The sequence below is a fragment of the Paenibacillus sp. NN59 genome, assembly GCF_057597225.1.
In genome coordinates this window covers 3298660-3317158 of sequence record NZ_CP199678.1, presented here as the reverse complement: position 1 = coordinate 3317158, position 18499 = coordinate 3298660, and the positions used below count along the sequence as shown (strand labels likewise).

The window sequence follows — 18499 nt, the reverse complement described above, 5'->3', positions numbered from 1 at the left end:
GCATTATGATACATATTAGATAACAAATCAATGTATTGATTTTGCTTTCAGGCGAATTCAATATAGATTAGCGACATCATATGACATTACAAACGATGATATGTATTACACAATCATTCACATGCACTATAAAATTCAATCTTATGGAGGTTTTCACTATGCTTAAATCCAAAATGCTGATCGATAAAGATTTTCAAATTGCTGAAGTAGACCCGCGTGTCTACGGTTCATTTATAGAACATTTGGGACGTGCCGTGTATGGCGGCATATATGATCCAGGTCATCCAACCGCAGATGCACAAGGCTTCCGTCAGGATGCTATTGAAGCGATTAAAGCGCTTAACGTACCCATCGTTCGTTATCCTGGCGGCAACTTCGTATCCGGTTACAACTGGGAAGATGGCGTGGGTCCAGTAGCTGAACGTAAACGTAGACTAGAGCTGGCTTGGTGGACGATTGAAACGAATGCGGTAGGTACGAACGAATTTGCAGATTGGGCTAAGCTGGCAGGTACGGAAGTGATGATGGCTGTTAACTTGGGAACTCGCGGTATCGATGCAGCCAGAAATCTGGTTGAATATTGCAACCACCCTTCGGGCACATACTGGAGTGATCTGCGTATCTCTCACGGATATAAAGATCCACATAAATTCAAAACATGGTGCCTCGGCAATGAAATGGACGGTCCTTGGCAGATTGGTGCGATGACCGCATATGAATATGGCCGTATTGCCAATGAAACAGCCAAAGCGATGAAATGGGTTGATCCGGAGATCGAGCTCGTTGCATGTGGTAGCTCCAGCCGTGACATGAAGACATTTGCAGATTGGGAAGCAACTGTGCTTGATCTTACCTATGAAAATGTAGACTACTTGTCTCTGCATCAGTATTACAATAACAACAAAGACAACACGTATGATTTCCTAGCAACCTCACTGGATCTGGATCAATTTATTGATAGTGTGGCTTCGATCTGTGATTTTGTACAAGCGAAAAAACGTAGCAAAAAGAAATTGATGCTCTCTCTGGATGAATGGAATGTGTGGAAATCCATTGGTACAAGCCGTATGGAAGAACGTTGGCAGATTGCACCTCCTGAGTTCGAAGATGTGTACACGCATGAAGATGCACTGGCAGTAGGCTGTTACCTGATCACCATTCTTAAACATGCTGACCGTGTAAAAATGGCTTGCCTTGCGCAGTTGATTAACACGATCGCACCAATCATGACTGAAAATAACGGAGCAATCTGGTTACAAACGACGTACTTCCCGTTCCTGCACGCTTCCAACTTCGGACGTGGTACGGTGCTGCGGTCCATCACATCTTCACCTAAATATGATTCAAAAGACTTCACGGATGTACCTTATCTCGAATCCATCAGTGTACATGATGAAGAAAATGGCACCATCACCATCTTTGCGGTGAACAGACATCTCGATGAGGCCATGGAACTGAATGTTGATCTTCGTTCGTTCGGGGAAACAACATTTGTAGAACACATTGTTCTGGAAAACAATGACCTGAAAGCAAGCAATACCAAAGAAAATCCACGTAACGTGTTGCCTCACAACGGCGGACATACAACCGTGGATCAAGGTAAAGTACAAGCTGTGCTGAACAAAGCGTCCTGGAACGTAATCCGTTTGAAAACAAAACAAGCGTAATCGACAAATCGCATAAGATCAAAAAGCCCAGAGCATACCCGCTCTGGGCTTTAGCATTAGTATTAGCTTTTGCCTTTGCTGACGGACGTGTGGTAATGGGATATTGAGGTGCTTAAATGGCCCCAGTATGTAGCTTAAATTCTAACGATCACAGGAGACGCTATTTTGGACAATTCGGCTGTTTTCAATGTACAATCTCGTGTTTCAACAAAATAAGGTCTCTCATGATCGTTAGAATTTGGAACGCTCGATATTCGGCCCAATAAGGTTCCTGGTGATCGTTAGCGCTTTGCTCGATAAGATCTCTAATGCTCTGTTGTTTCCGCCTCTTAATTATAGAAATTGAGTAAGTATTGGAGCTCGCATTGAATCTTTATCCTATTCCGAAACAACTTAAATGATAAAAAAAAGCCGCTATAATAGCGACTTAGGAGTGTTTACTAATCTTTTCTCCACTATTTCTTAGCACATCAACATGTTCTCGACACTACACTTGTGTACTCAAGTTACCCCCGTTGGGTTTCCGCTTCGGCTTCAGCTTCATCCTCGGTCTGCGATGCCTGACTTGCTGGTGACATCAACCCTTGCACAGCTCCCATAAACGGCTGGATTTGTTTAATCATGCCGTAGCCCATTTTCACAACAGGCACAAAACGCTGAATCATGCCGAACAAACGCATGCCGCCTCCGAGCATGCCTCCAAATGATCCTGCCCCGCCCAGTCCACCTAATAAAGATCCCATCATCGGCATAAAGGATGATACCTGTGCCTGACGTTGACGAGAGGATCTATGTGAAGTTACCCGGGGTTGCACGGAGGATTTGCGGGAACGATTAACCTTTTTCCGGCTTGAAGAAGATACGGACTTGTTTGACTTGATTGGTTTGTTTTTCATTTGACGATCACGACTCCGTACCGCCCGCGCTTTTTTTGCCGTGGTTGTTGAAGTTTGTGTAAATTTCCCGCCCCCGGTAAGCTCTACACCCTCGTTGCTCACGCCAGAGATGTACCCGATGTACGTCTCACCATTATGAAGAGTCACGCAGACCGGACGATCCTTGAATCGTTTTGCCTTCACGTGTATTTCATTGGTCTTAGCCATGGAATTCACCTCACTCGACTTGATCTACTCTAGTCTACGCGATGGGTGGACGACTTGCCTGTGCGAATAACACATGCTTGTGCCGAAAAGAGAAAAGATACGGGTTCTGTCAACACGGCTTATACCACATCGTCTCACTGAAACCAGCCTAAATCATAAACTGCATTAACCGTCAGCAAAAAACCAACGATACCTACAATCCAGGCAGTAGCATTCTGTGCATTGTTCACCAGCCACCTATCCATTTTAGCTAGAGGTTGTTTCAAAACAGGGTAGGCGAGCAATCTCCCTGCCAGCAAAATGAGCGAAGGTAATATCATAACGAAGCAATATCCCAGTAACAGAATTCCCGACATAGGCCAGGCAGGTCCTTCACTAACTAATACGCCTATGGCTGCTAGATAGGGCAACATCGTTCCAAGTTCCAGTACGACCGCGGTCAGGGCAAGCCCAATAAGTATACTAATAGAACTTCTGCTGGAAACGGTCTCTCCCGTAACACGAGCCCTCCATTTTAAAATAGTACCTTCCCCACTTCCTGCACGTTCCGCAGCACGAGCCCGAGATTTTTTGGTATCCATGAGTTGGCTTACAATCATTAACAATATACCTATCACCAGTTGTCCTAAAAGGAAGGGCTGAGATTCCATTAGGGGTGCATATTGTTTCAGAAATGAATCTGTTCCAAACATGATGATGAGGCCAATTGCAAAGTAACAACCGGACACTGTGAATATATAGATCAAAAACCGATCTACTCGAACACGCCCAGGTGTCATCAGTAACCAGACAGGAATTAAGAGAGTGCCCAAACTCGTTGAATCTATTAGTGCTAGCAGTACAAGGGTAAATAACATTGCTGTTAACGTCATGATGTTCCTCACTCTCTGTTATAATTTTAACCACTTGCTGGAACAAAATGTAGAACATAGAACAGGACCTCCATCTACGAACGAAGTTATCCTGGCCCCAGCTGGAACTTCTTCTCACAGACAGCCTTCGCATCGCTCCCTCGCGACTTATGAGATGCAACTAACTCCCCGTCATACCAAATGGAACAGCTTATCCAGCTTGCACTGTCATCTGCTTTTGCCCTAACGTGAGTTGAAAGCAGCGGAATAAACGTATCTTTTGGAATAACAAATCTATCTTTGTACGGAACTTCAATCGTATCCCAATATACACTCTCCGGATTTTTTCGAGCATTGATCTCTACTTCCAGATCAGATGCCGAATTAACATCACTTTCAACAAGCACCTCAACGACGATGCCATCCGACTCATGTGCTGTATTTTGTTTTGACTTTTCACGATCCAGTTCATCATTCACTACATCTTCTGTCATTCCACAAGCTGAGAATATTATAAGCAGACCGGAGAGCAATAACAGAATCCAGATGTTTTTAATTTTTGTCTTGTTTTGTTTAATCTCCTTCATTAGCAATGTCCTCTCTTTGTTTTAGAAAAAAGCGGATCATCTCATCAACATAGGACATGAATTCATGATCCATGCCCATGACTACAGGCTCAGACGCATCTCTTGGATTGATAAGTTCCCAATACTTGTCGAGTAGTTTTTCATCATGATCAAACAGCTCTAATGCTGTTTCATACAATTGCCTCGCAACGACTTGGACCTTTTCAGAATGGGGAGATGAGGGCATCAAGGATCGTACACGTTGGAAAATAGTTAAAAGTCCCTCCATTCGCGGATCGTTACTCCCGAGTATAGGCAGATGATTCAGTATATCCGTTTCTCTTGATGTTAACTGTAAATCATCGCTGTATTCGGGACGAATTATCCCTTCAGAGAGCGGCCGATCTTCCATTTGGGAAATAATTTGCAATAAACTTTCGAGATTGCTCATTCCTCCAAATTTTAACGTATGAAGGGTTGATCTGAGATAATATTGCTTTCGGCTTAATTCTTCTTTTTTCTGTTCAATTAGCTCTATTTGTTCGTTTAAAGAGGCCACCCAATTTTCATGGTCTCCCTTATTTTCTTGGTTCTGAAACAATTCTTTAATCTGTTCTAATGTATAGCCGATGGACTTCAACAGAAGAATTTTTTGCAGGCGAAGAATAGCACTCTCATCATAGTATCGATACCCGTTTTCCGTAATAAGTGTCGGTTGTAACAATTCGATCTGTTCATAATAATGAAGTGTTCTTTTGCTGATATTTGTTTTTTTCGCTAATTCTCCAATCAGGATCATGCGTACCTCCCCTTCCTGAGAACATTATAAACCATAACGCATGCGTTAGGGTAAAGCCCCATAATTTCGATAGAAGACTATTGCTCAATAAAACGAAAAAAAGACGATGCTTACATCGTCCTCGCTGTGATATGAACTTCCTCTCTCCTTGAAAACAATTTCTATTATTGTACATGCTGTTCTTTGGTGTAATATCTTTCGTATTCTTTCGTCATCGCGTATCGATGAACTCCTTTACTAGCTTGTACGGCTTGCGCAGCCAACTCTTCTGCTTCCTTGTAATGATCCAGCTTACGCTCAATTTCGGCTAGAAGGGCAAATCGCATCCACTCTCTTTTAATGGAACCTAAATGCTCTCTGGCTCGTTCAGTCTCTCCTTCTTCGATCAGGACAAACGTTTCATAGTATGTACGATAAACCGATTTACGCATCTCGCGTACCGCTTTTCTCACGGTAAACAGATCCTTCCGGTAAGCACCGTATGCTGCCTGATAGTTGGCCTTCGTCGACTTGCTGGCTGATGTATTGCTCATCAGCTTTTCCATCGTGAGCTCAACTTCTTCATCCAACCTGTTGGCTGTCGCATAAATAATATAAATATAGGGCGCATTTTGTTTTCTTCTTAAAAAAGCCTCTAACCGATCCATACGTGTTTCCCAGACCATAGGATATAAAACAAAAATGCTAAACATAATGAGTCCAGCAACCAGCACTGTACCTAACACTAGTAAAATCGATTGGTCATTCAACAACATCACAAGCGTGTAAACAAATATAGCAACATAAGAAACAATTTCCCACTTACTCACTCCCAGCCTTCATTCCTTTCATGATGGATTACTTGTAGAACGGATAATAGAAATTACTATTATACCAGAAGTACCAGATCTTTTTGTATAATTTTAGGTAATTGAACGAAAGCCCATCTTACGCAGCAATAAAATATGAGCTAAACGGTACACCTCATCCATTCCATACATTCGGTATTGATTTTCACCGGTATATGCCGGGGTTAGCACTCCTTTTTTTTCAAAATAACGAATCTGGTGCACGGATACTTGCAAGAGCTTAGCCAGCTCGCTAATCGTAATTCCATCTTTTATTTCATTCATGTAAACTCCACCTTTGTTCTCTTATCTATAGTTAGCATAAACCTTAGGTCTGACCTAAGGTCAAGATTAATTTTCAATTTCTTATAATCCTTTATGTATGTCTGAAATTATGAATGTACGGAAACATCACAAAGAAGGGAAAACCATATAGCGGTTCACCCTTCGCGTACGTATTTTGCAAAAATCCCGAAAAAAAGTACGGTGTGCTTGCCTATTTTTTGAATCTCATATTTCCTTTGTGATACGCGCTAATCAGCATGGGGATGGCGATCAGCAAACTGACGATGATCGGTACAATGGATGCCTCCAGTCCAAAGCTTCCACCTGTCAACCAAGGCGACCCGGATAGCTGTACATCAAAAAAACCTTGTGTCGCTATGCCCGACACCGGTATTCCCAGCATTCCCTCCAGTGCATTCCATGCAAAATGAAGTCCCATGACAAACCACAGATTACGTCGCCACAGAAACCCGGCTCCGAGCAAAATACCTGCTTCGATGACAATGGCAACTGAACTCCAAAGTGTTGCTCCGGGATTTGGCAGATGAGCCAAACCGAAAAATAGTGAAGTTATTGCCAAAGCAAACCAGCTTCCAAGTCGTTTTTCAATTGCTTGCAGGAATAGGCCGCGAAAGATCAATTCCTCCACAATGGCCGCACCAATCGCCAAAGCCAAAATAGAACCAATCGCGTTCGTCGCTGACCATGTAAAGCTGTATCCACCAAGCAACGTGATGATCCCGACAGAAACCCCAATCAAGATAAGACCAACTCCCGAGCCTAATACCAACTCAGTTCCTGCCCTACGAAGTTGTAATTCCTGTACGTTGCGCCCTGCCATGAATTTCATAACAAACCAGTAGACCGCAATGGAGACGATCCCCCCTGCAAGTGCCAGCATAATCGACAGTATGCCTTGCGAATCAACGAACAACTTTTGGGTCATGAAGCCGGACAGGCCCAGGAGAATAACACCTGTAAACATCCATACGAGCGGGAACTGCATTATTTTCCTCACTTCAACCGAACCTCCTCACATGATTGGACTAGTTACCTTTAGTATATATGTATGACGTGAATATTGCTTTCAAGCAATCCTTCGTAATGGATCGTTGTATTTACAATAGTTTGGAGCAAAGTAACCATTTAGCCGTTTGGTAGTTTCGAATCTAACGCAAAAAAGCCGCTTAAGTGCGGCTTTTCTTTATAGACTTAAGTTCCTTGCTCTCCAATCATCTGCAGTTCAATCTTCTTCATTTCGTAAAAATAACCCTTACGCTCCATCAACTCCTCGAAGGAGCCTGTTTCGACAATCCGGCCTTGATCCATGACCACAATCTGATCCATCCGTTCAAGTCCCGTCAAACGGTGACAGACGAGTAGCAGCGTGTCCTCTGCCACCTGTGTCAGCAAGGTCTGTAACACACGTGCTTCCGTAACGTAGTCCAGCGAAGAGGTTGGTTCATCCAGCAACCATAACCTGCCCTTGCGCAACATGGCACGGGCCAGAGCCAGCCGCTGTTTCTCACCATCGGACAGGTTTTCTCCTTTTTCGTATACGTTGTCGTCCAAGGATGTATTAGAAAGTTGAACTTGATGGAGTATATCTTCCACATATTCATCCGAGTAAGACTCGCCACTGAGTAGTAAATTATCCCGAATCGTTCCCCGGAAAAAGTGGCTCTGTTGCAACACAACATGGGTATTTTGCCATATGCATTTTTCATTCAACTCATTCACCGAGATGTCATTGAATTTTATTTTGCCAGCACCAGGTGTCCGTAGCTTGAGAAGTAAATCCAAAATCGTAGATTTTCCAGAGCCGCTTGGCCCGACAATCGCCGTTTTGGATCCAGGTGCAAGGTAGAGCGATACGTCATCTAGCGCAGATCTCCATTCCCCTTCATATTGAAAAGAAACATGAGACAGTTCGATGGTTGCCGCTTCCGCTTCTGAATCGACTTCCAGAGATAAATGGGTTTTAGACAAATGAGCCTGATTAACATGGCCATTGGTCTGCGGTTCAGGCACAGTCTCAGCCAAACGTTTCGCAGCATGCTCACTGTCCAACTTATACGCTGGTAACACGGCCATTGCTGCGGATTCTTCAAACATCGTTTGGGTTGCCAGAATCAACATCGCAAGATACACACCGGCAAAGACTCCGTCTGCAATGAGAAAAGCACTGATTACTAGCACACCCCATGTGACCAGATAAGTGACAAAAATATGCATGGATTGTCCCAGCACCAATTGTGTAGCGGCTCTTTGTTGCTGCGTTGCGAGTTCGGCCGAAGCCTGCTGAAGCTGCCGCTCACGCTCTGCCAATTGCCCATATACTTTCAAATCACGAAAACCATACAATACTTCGGTGACCTCCGTAGATAGCGTTGCCCGGTGCTCGCGCACACGTTTGTTGATTTTACGCTGACCGATCAGCACGAGGTTTGGAACAACAAAAGCTGTAATCAACATGCCAATGATGAGTAAACACGCAATCCAGAATGAAAAAACGCTTGTAAACAGGACCGTGCTCAAGAATACCATCACCACCATAATAGGCGGATAAGCCACACGCAGAAAATAATGTTGTAAACTCTCTACATCACCTACGATTCGTGCCAGCAGATCCCCGCTTCGGTTTTTGTTCATAATTCCAGGCGTAACCGGTATAAGCTTGGCAAAAAATGAGGTTCGTAAACGGCTGAGGATAGAAAAGGTTGCCCGGTGAGAAGCAAGTCTCTCCCCATAACGGCTAGCCGCTCGCACGAATCCAAGCAGCTTGACCATCGACGTTAGAACAATCAAGGTGTACAGTGGCGGTGCAAATACCGTTTGCGAGATGAGGTACCCACTTGCGGAGAAAAGGGCTACACCTGCTGTGCCTGCAATGAATCCGCATAAGATAGAAAGCAAAATGTCTTTACGTTCCTGCAGCATCGCCTTGGACAGAACAGCTAACTCTTTCATGCGATCCCTCCTGTTCTCTGAATTTGCACCATTTCGGCATATCCAGGTACTCGTTCTAGTAGCTCCTGATGTGTTCCCGAATCTGCAAGTTCACCATCCGACATGAACCAAATCTGGTCCGCTTGCTGAATCGTATACAATCGGTGTGCAACCGTAATGATGGTGGCCTGTTGTGACAATGCTGCGATAGAACGTTGCAGAATCTGTTCGGTACGCAGGTCGAGTCCAACTGTTGGTTCATCAAACAGGATGAGGGCAGGCTTTTTCAGAAAAGCGCGAGCGAGAGCTAATCTTTGTTTTTCTCCACCCGAAAGTCCACGTCCTCCTTCCCCAACAGGGGTATCCAATCCTTTTTCCAGTTGAGCAATAAGTGAAGTGAGTCCAGCTTGTTCAGCCGCTTTTTCTATCTCCGCTGGGGGTTCATTACTTCCTGAACCTATAGCTATATTTTCGGCTAATGTGCCTGCAAAAATATAGGGATGCTGTGTAATATAACTGATCTGTTCAAACCAGTCGGCCTCGTTGATTTGTACAAGCGGTCTACCGTTAATGCAAACTTCTCCCGAGGTTGGATGTACCAAACCGGAGATCAGGCTTAATAAGGTTGTTTTACCTGAGCCGCTTGGACCAACAATGGCGAGCTTTTCTCCTGGTTTTATCGATACATGTCCCGTTTCAAGTGCAAACGAACCTGGGACATAGTGAAACCGGACATTTTTTAATTCAATGAATGAAGGCATATCTGACTTCGTTGACGCAGGTCCGGTCAATAATTGCTGATGTGACGACTTTTCCTCATCTTCCTTAGGCTGTGAATTCTCTTTTCGTTGTTCGCTTTCCGCAATTAGTTGCTCCACCTTACGAATAGCGCCCATGCTTGTTCGACCGCTGTGAAAGGCGGTACCTGTATTTTTTAACAAACTGTAGAACTCGGGAACGAGCAACAACAACAGAAAAGCGGTATGAAAGGTCATTGATTTATACACGAGTAGCTGAATGGCAAGCTCTAACGCAACGATACCAATACTTAACATGACAATCGCTTCAAGCATAAACGTATTCGTAAAAGCAATCTTCAAAATGCTCATCGTGCTATCCCGATAACCCAGACTGCTGCGTTCGATCTCTTGTTGCTGACGATTCACCCGTCCGAATATTTTCAATGTCACCAGACCTTGAAGCGAATCGAGGAACGTGCCGGAAAACTCCGCCAGCTGTGCATACTTTTCTTCAGATTTATTCTTGGTCTGCAAACCAACGAGAATCATGAACAATGGAATAAACGGTGCTGTACACAACAGAATCCAGCCTGTGTTGGCATGTAGTGTGAAGGCAACAACCAGAATCACAATCGGAATCATCGAAGCTTCCATCATACGTGGCATGTACTGACTGAAATAGCTGTCCGCCTCATCGACGGCGTCCAGGGCAACGCTGACCTTGCCTCCTGTCTGTCCCTGCAATGCAGAGAACATGGAAGCGTGAGTCAGATTTTGTAACACCTTGGCACGCATATTGGTTTTGGCACGTGCAGCCATATGCAAACCAACTTTCCCGTTGCCGTATGTTAACAGCGTACGTAGAGCCATAACGGTGAGTAATAACCCGAGAAGCGGCATGATCAATGATAAGGACGCCTTTTCTACAAAAATAAGCTGTACAGCTTCTGCCATGAATACAGCCTGGCTTATAATCGCTGCACTAAGTGCCAGTGAAAAGGCCATAAGGAGAAGTCTGTTTTTTCGAAGTAAAGACATCTGCTGTTGAATCAGAATCGATTTTTGCCGACCCGACTGTTTTCCTTGCTGTTTGGTTCGCTCTTTCCTTTGCCTTTTCACAGGGCGACCCTCCTTTTTATTTGTTTCCTTTGACATAATCCGCATCAAACAGGAACAGTTTGAACACCAGAATCAGAGATGGAATGAGCAGACATAATCCTCCGATAAAGACGACAACCAATGCGAAACCCATAGCTGGCGAGGTAGCACTGCTCTGAATCGTGATGTACGGATCAAGGATGTATGGATACTGACCGATGCCATAGGCAAAGAACGCACAGAAAAACTGTAGCATGATGCAAATAAAAGCAAGTCCGTAGCGGCGTTCGTTATACAGCAGCCACATGGCAACCATGAAGAAAGCGACGGATAAGGCGAGCAGCCACCAGAGATCCATCATATTTTGAAAATGACGTTCATTGTGCTGACCCAAATATATAAATGCAGTCAGCGCTAAAATAATCGTAGGTGTGCTCCAAAATAAGGAATAATTCCGCATGAGCTTCAAGGCACCTTGATCTTCAGCCCGTGAGGCGTAGAAGGTTAGAAAAGTTCCACTGATAAACAATACAGAGACAATCGCTAGTCCAACGATGCTCCAGGATAACGGGTTGGTGAATAACGCCCAGTAATCCAGTGAAACCGTCTCTCCCTGCTTCAGAATGAAACCACCTTCCGACAAGGTCAGGGCTACGGACAGAGATGCCGGAATCAACAAACCCGTTGCCCCATATAGAAACAGGTACACGATGTTGTTTTTGGAACCGTAATTCTCAAAAGCATAGAACGAGCCACGGATTGCTAAAAGTATAACGGCGATACTTCCGGGAACGATCAAGGCTGCGCCATAATAAGAGGCCGTATCTGGGAAAAATCCAACGATACCAATATAGAAAAAGACAAAAAATACATTCGTAATCTCCCATACGGGCGATAGATAACGAGAGATCAAACGGTTAATCAGATGATCCTGTTTCGTTAGACGTGCATAAAAGGCAAAGAATCCAGCCCCGAAATCAATGGAAGCAACGATCAGATATCCGTACAGGAACAGCCAGAGCACTGAAATACCAATTAACTCATAACTCATGGGGATGGCTCTCCTTTCTCTGCAACTGTTGCCGTTTTATTTGGCTTGGCCTGCAACCATTTCTCCATTTCTAGCTCAGCAGGATTGTTATTGAACAAACGTTTCAACACGAGAACGCAGATTACACCAAGCACGATATACAAAAGCAAGAAAACAAAAAATAAAATTCGCACACTCGGAGAAGATGTGGCGGCTTCTTCGACACGCATGTACCCACGAATAATCCATGGCTGCCGCCCGATTTCGGCATAGAACCAGCCCATCTCTACAGCGAGGAAAGCAAGCGGTGCGCTGAGTGCAACTAGGCCAAGCAGCCATTTGTTCAGCGGATTACGCTTCTTCCATAACACAAACAGGAAATATAGGCTGGAGATGGCCAGTAGAGCAAATCCGATGCCAGCCATTAAATCGAATAGATAATGCACCAGTAGTGGCGGTTGTTCATCGGGTGGAAATTCGTTCAGCCCTGTGACTTCTGCATTGAAGTCTCCAAAGGCCAGAAAACTAAGTAGTTTGGGCAAATGTAAAGCACCTATAATCTCATGTTCTGCATTCAGCCAGCCGAGTAGGATCAAATCCGCGCCGCTCTCTGTCTCAAAATGCCATTCTGCTGCTGCCAATTTCTCCGGTTGGTGTTCAGCCAAAAACTTTGCAGATACATCTCCAGCAAGTGTGTTCAGCAAACTGAATACCAGAACTACGGCCATCATCAGGTTTAGGCCTTTCTTGTGGTAAGCAGATACCCCTCTCTTCAACATCGCAAGAGCCGCGATCCCGGCGAGCAAAGCCGCTCCTGTCAGATAAGCCGAGCTTAAGACATGGAACACTTTAGAGAACGTTGCTGTATTCAGCATGGCTTGCACGGGATTAACCGCTGTAAATTGACCAGCCTGCATCACAAATCCTTCCGGTTGGTTCATGAATCCGTTCACGGTTGTGATGAAAACTGCGGACATCCCTGCTCCGGCAACAACGGGAATTGTAAGTAGCCAGTGGATATACGGGTTTTTGAATCGATCCCATGTATAGAGGTAAATGCCCAGGAAGATCGCTTCGAAAAAGAAGGCGAACACTTCCATAAATAGCGGCAATGCAATGACATTACCAGCCAGCTTCATAAAATTCGGCCACACCAGGGCCAGCTGTAGCGATATCGCTGTACCTGTCACCACCCCCACAGCCACCGAAATGACAAAACCTCGTGACCATCTTTTCGCCATAAGTATGTAGTGGGGGTCTTTCTTCCGAATACCGATAAATTCAGCAATCGCAATCATCAAAGGTATACCCACACCAAGTGTTGCAAAAATAACGTGAAATCCAAGTGTCAGACCCGTTACGAGTCTGCTCCATAACACCGTATCGACTGCCATTTTGTATTGCCTCCTCTCAAATTCCATTCATTGCTTCTTCTGTTTTACACATCCACTCCGATGACAGAATAACCTTACAATCGCTGTTATCCCCAGATTTTTTTGATTCCCTTTTTAAAGGGAAAATCCGGTGATAAAGGCGAAGCGTATGCTTCCGATGCTAGCTTTCTTTCAGAAAGCTTTTAGCTCCGCTTTTTCAGGTTTTTTCTGTCCTCTCCGTTTTTGTGTAAATTAGTTAGTTGTTAGCTTTCAAGCGAATCGCAAGTTGGTTATAGGCAAACGATTCCAATAACTTATGAGAAAAAAATCACAAACCAAAATACAAGGATAGGTTGCCACATGTCCAGTGCATTTAATCCTGCAAACGACATTAAACGTTATCCTAGGTTGGATGTCCATTTTCCTCTGATCACACAGCGTCTTAATCATTGGCTTAAACCTATTAATCAAAATTATTATATCCTTAATTTTAAGCAATTCAATCGCTGATACGTCTTCGTTGTTAAACGTTCAAGAAAGGCTCAACTCTTTCTGACAACTTCGTGAAAATAGGCACAATCACCCTTTAGGGCTATTGCATTATCTAGCTTAGCCGTGATATGCCGTGTTAATGATATTAGCTGATTGCTCATTGATTGAGTTTGAATCCTTGAGAGATTATCCAACCAATATTAGAAATGATCTGTGTTACACTAGAGTTACTTCTGTCCTCCGACAGAGAGACATGCAATTCATAACGATTAATAACGATTAATAACGATGCATAGTGTAAGGAGATGTTCTATTGAGTAATATTAAAAATAAATTCGATTATATGTCAGAAACCGAAAGACTCGTGATCCGCCCACTACAAGATAAAGATTACGAGAACTGGCTTCACGAATTCGAGAGCCGTTCTCCCTCCCAGCATCGACACGATCCTGGAAAAATGGATATGAGCGAATGTACATTAGAATGGTTCGAGCGTCTGGTAGCAAGACATCAGGAACTGGCGTTTAACGATAAAGTATATGTCTTTGGAGTTTTCCGCAAAGAAGATGGCACTCACTTGGGCATGATCGATATTGCCACCTTGGCGAGAGAACCTTTTCAGTGGGCGAGCTTTGGGTACACGATTCACAATCAGCACTGGAAAAAAGGATACGGCAAAGAAGCGGTACGTCAGGTCCTCCGTATTGCAGCCGAGTCTTTAAAATTCCACCGTTTGGAAGCACATATCAACCTGGATAACCTGCCCTCCATCAAGCTGGCTGAAAGTGTCGGTTTGGAGTTTGAATGTATTCGCAAAGGTTTTATCTATGAACATGAGGAATGGACGGATCATCTGGTATATTTCAAGAACCTGTTTTAAAGCAGTCTATTTATTTAAAAACAGATAACCTGAAAAAAGCAGCTACCATCCAAGTTAGCTGCTTTTACTTCAATATCAGACCAGACCAAGTGAACTAATAAAATACATTTATTTTACGGTGTGGATTCAGATCAGAGATACACTTCATATATAAACCAACTCATATCCACATGTATTAATGTGACTTTTTTTGAATACAGACCTCGAGGAATTTGCAATAACACATGGATAAATGTACTAATTCTATTTCTATCTTTTTCCTGAGTCAGTTACACCCGCTGAACAGCCATTTCATTTAAGATATGCCTTACTTGGTAGGTGCCCTCTTCTAATTCAGATTGTACAAATGACTCCACACGATCCTTCTCTACGTCATACAGTACTTCAATTTCTCTAGAGAACAGAAGATGTCCTTCTTTGATTTTGTTAGACAATGTAGCAATCTTCTTCGGCTTCGGCGCTTCATCCAGAATCTGCTGTAGCGCTTGAACGTAGGTTTCCAGAGGGCGAGCCCCAACCACTTTAATGCCTTGCTGCTCCTTGTTGACAATAATAATGGATGGGAAACCTCTTACGCCTAGCCGGGCAGTCATCTCAAAGTCTTCTTCCAACAAGTCTTGTGCAGATTGCTGAGCAGCACTGGCCACGATTTCTTTTCCATTCAGCCCTAGCCCATTCACAAGCTCAATCAGCACATCATCTTCTCCAATATTTCGATTCATCGCAAATACGGCTTCACGTGCAACTCTTAGAAAGGCTTGTTCTTTCCCAGGATACATGCGCTCTATGACTTTAAACACACGAGAAGGCGGATAGGATGACTGGATTGGGTTCTCAAGCCAAACGGAACCGTCAATCGGCATCCGTGAGTGCTCACCTACTTCTCTCCAATGCCCTGCCACATCTGCAGGTTTCGAAATGCCATTTGCCCCATCAGAGAACCCTTCCCAGCTCGCTAGCAAACCACCCATTTTGGTCTCCACATTAAAATAATGACCGTACTCTTCTATAAAACGATTCAACACAGGTTCCAGTGCCCAGCAGTGTGAGCAAATGGGGTCTGTAGCATAATAAAGTGTTATTTTTTTCTCTTCCTGCTTTAGATTAATCACTTGCATTTCTTCTTCATCACTTACACCACATACACCCGTTTCCAAATCACACATCATGGATTCATTACTCATCATTATCCCATCCTTTTTGATCTTATCTATTGAATTGACTTTGTGTTAGTATGATTATAATATCTACAATCTACAGAACAAGTACGATTCTTTTTCTGACTAAGTATCAAAAAGTATACTAATGGACCGGAACAACAACTTTGGCTTGGAGGTTTTTGTGTGAAATATGATTTTAATTTTGAACAACTCTGTCCGGCTACTTATGCATTTCAAGTGATTGGTGGCAAGTGGAATCTGCCAATTCTGGCGATTCTAAGTGAAGATGACGCTATTCGATATAACGAATTAAAAAGAAGACTGCCGGGCATCACACCAACAATGTTAACCAATTGTTTGAAAGATTTGATTCAATACGGAATCGTGCATCGGGAGCAATATAACGAAATTCCGCCAAGAGTCGAATATTCACTCACACCATCCGGTAAAGAACTGGTTCCTTTAATTGAATCGATGGTGTTATGGGGTAAGAAAAATATGCAGCAAGGATCAAATTCACTTCAAAACGGATAAATGTCTTGTGGCATCATACGTAGTTAGCGGAAGTCCTGTTGTCCATCTTTGTACCAAATCCGGATTGGCAATGAAGGGTCGACCAAAAGCAGCCAGATCAATTACACCGTCATTGATTGCCTCTTCCGCCCTCTCCAGACTGAGATTCCCTACTCCGATAATCATGTGCTCCCATTGTGTCCGAATGGCCTGATGGAAGTTAAGTCCATCTAACCAGACACTTGCATAACTTTCGGTTGAAGGGTGCAGAATGGTGATGCCCGTTTCACGAAACAGCGCCAGATAGGCGTGGAGAGTCTCGACTCTAGAGGCCCATGAATAAGAAGGATCGTCATCCTTTTTTTCGGAAAACCGGATGCTTATGCGTTCTACGCTGATTTCTTTTTTCACCGCCTCAATAATCTCTCTCAAAAAGCGAAGTCTCTCCTGAAGACCGCCACCATACTGATCTGTTCGTTTGTTCGTACGCTCATTGATGAATTGGTCAATCAGATACCCATGTGCTGCATGGAGCTCGATCCCGTCAAACCCCGCTAAAACGGCAGTGCGCGCAGCCATCTGAAAATGATAGACAACATTCTCGATCTCCCCTTGAGTCATGGCTTGAGGGCATTCATAGGGCTTGTGAAGTTTATGCACCTTCCCCTCCGCTTGTATGGCTGAAGGGGCCTGGGGTTTCCTTCCAATTAAGTCGGAATGCGAAAGGCGACCCACATACCATAATTGTGCGATGATCGTACCGCCGTGTCGATGAACAGCTTCCGTTACCTTTTTCCAAGAAGAGGTCTGTGCGTCCGTATATAATCCAGGTACCCCGTAGGTTCCTTTGCCTGAAAGCATCGGATTAATCCCTTCCGTAATGATCAAACCCACGCCATCTCTAGCTCGTTGTTCGTAATAAGCAGCGATTTCATCGGTTACCGTTCCGTCCGCATCTGATGCAAAACCTCTAGTGAGCGGAGCCATGACGATACGGTTGCGAAGCTTCCATTGGTTGATCGTTGCAGGTTGAAACAAATTTAAATTGATTTTAGACATGTCATTTCCTCTTCTCTGTTTGAATTAAAGTTATTGTAGAACGGATAAGACATATCGTAAAATGATTAGAATATATAAGGATATCACTCAGAGTGATACCTTTACTTAAAGAAATTACGAAGAACTATCGTTCTTTTTCCGCTTAAAAATTGCTGTTCGGGAGGCTGTCATGGAACTATCTGATATTGATATTATGCTGGCCGTTGGACGCTCGGGCAAAATCTCACAAGCAGCCAAAGAACTAAACTATGCCCAGTCTAATGTCACAACACGGATCAAAAAACTGGAGGAAGAATACCAGGTTCAATTGTTTAACCGTTCTTCCAAAGGGGTGATACCCACGGAAAAAGGAACGCAGTTTCTTGCTTATGCGGCACGGATTCGAGGTCTGCTACATGATTTGCAACAAGAGATGATCGATCCGGAGGAACCATCGGGTACGTTGAAAATCGGAATCGTCGAAACCGCCGCTTCACGTCGTTTCATGGAGATTTTGAATGAGTATCAGATGACTTATCCGGACGTGTCCATTTCGCTGGTGAACGCCACCTCCCCCAAAGTGCTAAGGCATAAAATTCAGTCTTCTGAACTGGATGGTGCTTTCATTAGCGGGGCCTGCGTGAAGGAAGGATTAAAGGTGGAATATGAGATGCAGGATACGGTTCACATCATCTCGAAACGAACGGATACGCTTCTGGAATCGTTTTGTCAGCTTTCGTGGGTTGTCTTTCCCCAAGGGTGCCCGTATCGTGAGCTTACAGAAAAGTTTTTAGCGGAAGAAGAACTTTCGGCCAAAAAATTGATTGAAGTCAGTACAATGGAAAATTTACTTAACTGTGTAGAATCCGGGATCGCTGTGACAATTATGCCCTGTAGCGTTGTTCACAATAAACCTGAGGCATACACGTTACACAATCTATCTGATGTATTTACACCAACCACTACCACATTTGTTCGTGGTGAAAATCGATATGTCAGCAGTGCCCTTAAGCAGTTCATGAGACTGTTACATGAGAAGTGTATAACCTTCTAGGTCTTCATTGAGAACCATTTTGCTGACTATTCGACCATATATGCATAAAAAAGAGCAGCCAGATGGCTGCTCTC

At 43.9% G+C, this 18499-nt stretch carries 16 protein-coding genes and 1 pseudogene; 4 read left to right on the top strand and 13 right to left on the bottom strand.

What is annotated here, in order from left to right:
- Positions 1-158: 158 nt before the first annotated feature.
- Entirely contained in the window at positions 159-1667 is a 1509-nt protein-coding gene (arfA, locus tag ACT89M_RS14630) for an arabinosylfuranosidase ArfA (RefSeq protein ID WP_154888994.1), read from the top strand.
- Positions 1668-2173: 506 nt separating this feature from the next.
- On the opposite strand, the gene ACT89M_RS14625 is transcribed toward arfA, so the two are convergent.
- The 11 genes and pseudogenes from ACT89M_RS14625 to ACT89M_RS14575 all read right to left on the bottom strand — a co-directional run bounded on the left by ACT89M_RS14625 (position 2174) and on the right by ACT89M_RS14575 (position 13309).
- Positions 2174-2770, bottom strand: coding sequence for a hypothetical protein (locus tag ACT89M_RS14625; protein WP_154888996.1), 597 nt, complete (start codon positions 2768-2770; stop codon positions 2174-2176).
- Positions 2771-2904: 134 nt separating this feature from the next.
- On the bottom strand, positions 2905-3642 hold the full coding sequence (locus ACT89M_RS14620; protein WP_253494617.1) for a GAP family protein: 738 nt from the start codon (positions 3640-3642) through the stop codon (positions 2905-2907).
- Positions 3643-3728: 86 nt separating this feature from the next.
- On the bottom strand, positions 3729-4208 hold the full coding sequence (locus tag ACT89M_RS14615) for a hypothetical protein (protein WP_154889000.1): 480 nt from the start codon (positions 4206-4208) through the stop codon (positions 3729-3731).
- Entirely contained in the window at positions 4195-4986 is a 792-nt protein-coding gene (locus ACT89M_RS14610) for a MerR family transcriptional regulator (protein ID WP_154889002.1), read from the bottom strand. The genes ACT89M_RS14615 and ACT89M_RS14610 overlap by 14 nt, the downstream gene beginning before the upstream one ends.
- Before the next feature lie 164 nt (positions 4987-5150).
- Positions 5151-5795, bottom strand: a complete 645-nt coding sequence (locus ACT89M_RS14605) for a hypothetical protein (protein ID WP_154889004.1) — start codon at positions 5793-5795, stop codon at positions 5151-5153.
- Between the two features lie 114 nt (positions 5796-5909).
- A pseudogene (locus ACT89M_RS14600) lies at positions 5910-6089 on the bottom strand (MerR family transcriptional regulator); the annotation flags it as partial.
- Positions 6090-6309: 220 nt separating this feature from the next.
- Entirely contained in the window at positions 6310-7116 is an 807-nt protein-coding gene (locus ACT89M_RS14595) for a CPBP family intramembrane glutamic endopeptidase (protein WP_261769266.1), read from the bottom strand.
- Between the two features lie 194 nt (positions 7117-7310).
- Positions 7311-9068, bottom strand: a complete 1758-nt coding sequence (gene cydC / locus ACT89M_RS14590; RefSeq protein ID WP_308721808.1) for a thiol reductant ABC exporter subunit CydC — start codon at positions 9066-9068, stop codon at positions 7311-7313.
- Complete coding sequence (gene cydD / locus ACT89M_RS14585; protein ID WP_308722012.1) at positions 9065-10825, bottom strand: thiol reductant ABC exporter subunit CydD; 1761 nt, start codon at positions 10823-10825, stop codon at positions 9065-9067. The genes cydC and cydD overlap by 4 nt, the downstream gene beginning before the upstream one ends.
- Before the next feature lie 97 nt (positions 10826-10922).
- Entirely contained in the window at positions 10923-11936 is a 1014-nt protein-coding gene (locus tag ACT89M_RS14580) for a cytochrome d ubiquinol oxidase subunit II (RefSeq protein ID WP_090916035.1), read from the bottom strand.
- Positions 11933-13309 (bottom strand): cytochrome ubiquinol oxidase subunit I, encoded by a 1377-nt coding sequence (locus tag ACT89M_RS14575; protein ID WP_154889010.1) that lies wholly within the window; start codon positions 13307-13309, stop codon positions 11933-11935. The genes ACT89M_RS14580 and ACT89M_RS14575 overlap by 4 nt, the downstream gene beginning before the upstream one ends.
- 814 nt (positions 13310-14123) lie before the next feature.
- On the opposite strand from ACT89M_RS14575, the gene ACT89M_RS14570 reads away from it, so the two are divergent.
- The gene (locus ACT89M_RS14570) at positions 14124-14660 is read left to right on the top strand and encodes a GNAT family N-acetyltransferase (protein ID WP_090916506.1); all 537 of its coding nucleotides are present in this window, start codon (positions 14124-14126) and stop codon (positions 14658-14660) included.
- A gap of 269 nt (positions 14661-14929) precedes the next feature.
- On the opposite strand, the gene ACT89M_RS14565 is transcribed toward ACT89M_RS14570, so the two are convergent.
- Positions 14930-15844, bottom strand: a complete 915-nt coding sequence (locus ACT89M_RS14565; RefSeq protein WP_154889538.1) for a DsbA family oxidoreductase — start codon at positions 15842-15844, stop codon at positions 14930-14932.
- 159 nt (positions 15845-16003) lie between these two features.
- Between ACT89M_RS14565 and ACT89M_RS14560 the strand changes: the two genes are divergently transcribed.
- Positions 16004-16354 (top strand): winged helix-turn-helix transcriptional regulator, encoded by a 351-nt coding sequence (locus ACT89M_RS14560; RefSeq protein ID WP_154889012.1) that lies wholly within the window; start codon positions 16004-16006, stop codon positions 16352-16354.
- Here ACT89M_RS14560 and ACT89M_RS14555 read toward each other — a convergent pair.
- On the bottom strand, positions 16337-17392 hold the full coding sequence (locus tag ACT89M_RS14555; RefSeq protein ID WP_487344710.1) for an alkene reductase: 1056 nt from the start codon (positions 17390-17392) through the stop codon (positions 16337-16339). The two genes, ACT89M_RS14560 and ACT89M_RS14555, sit on opposite strands and share 18 nt — an antisense overlap.
- A 169-nt stretch (positions 17393-17561) precedes the next feature.
- Here ACT89M_RS14555 and ACT89M_RS14550 point away from each other — a divergent pair, with 169 nt between their 5' ends.
- The gene (locus ACT89M_RS14550; RefSeq protein WP_090916024.1) at positions 17562-18425 is read left to right on the top strand and encodes a LysR family transcriptional regulator; all 864 of its coding nucleotides are present in this window, start codon (positions 17562-17564) and stop codon (positions 18423-18425) included.
- Positions 18426-18499: the final 74 nt, after the last annotated feature.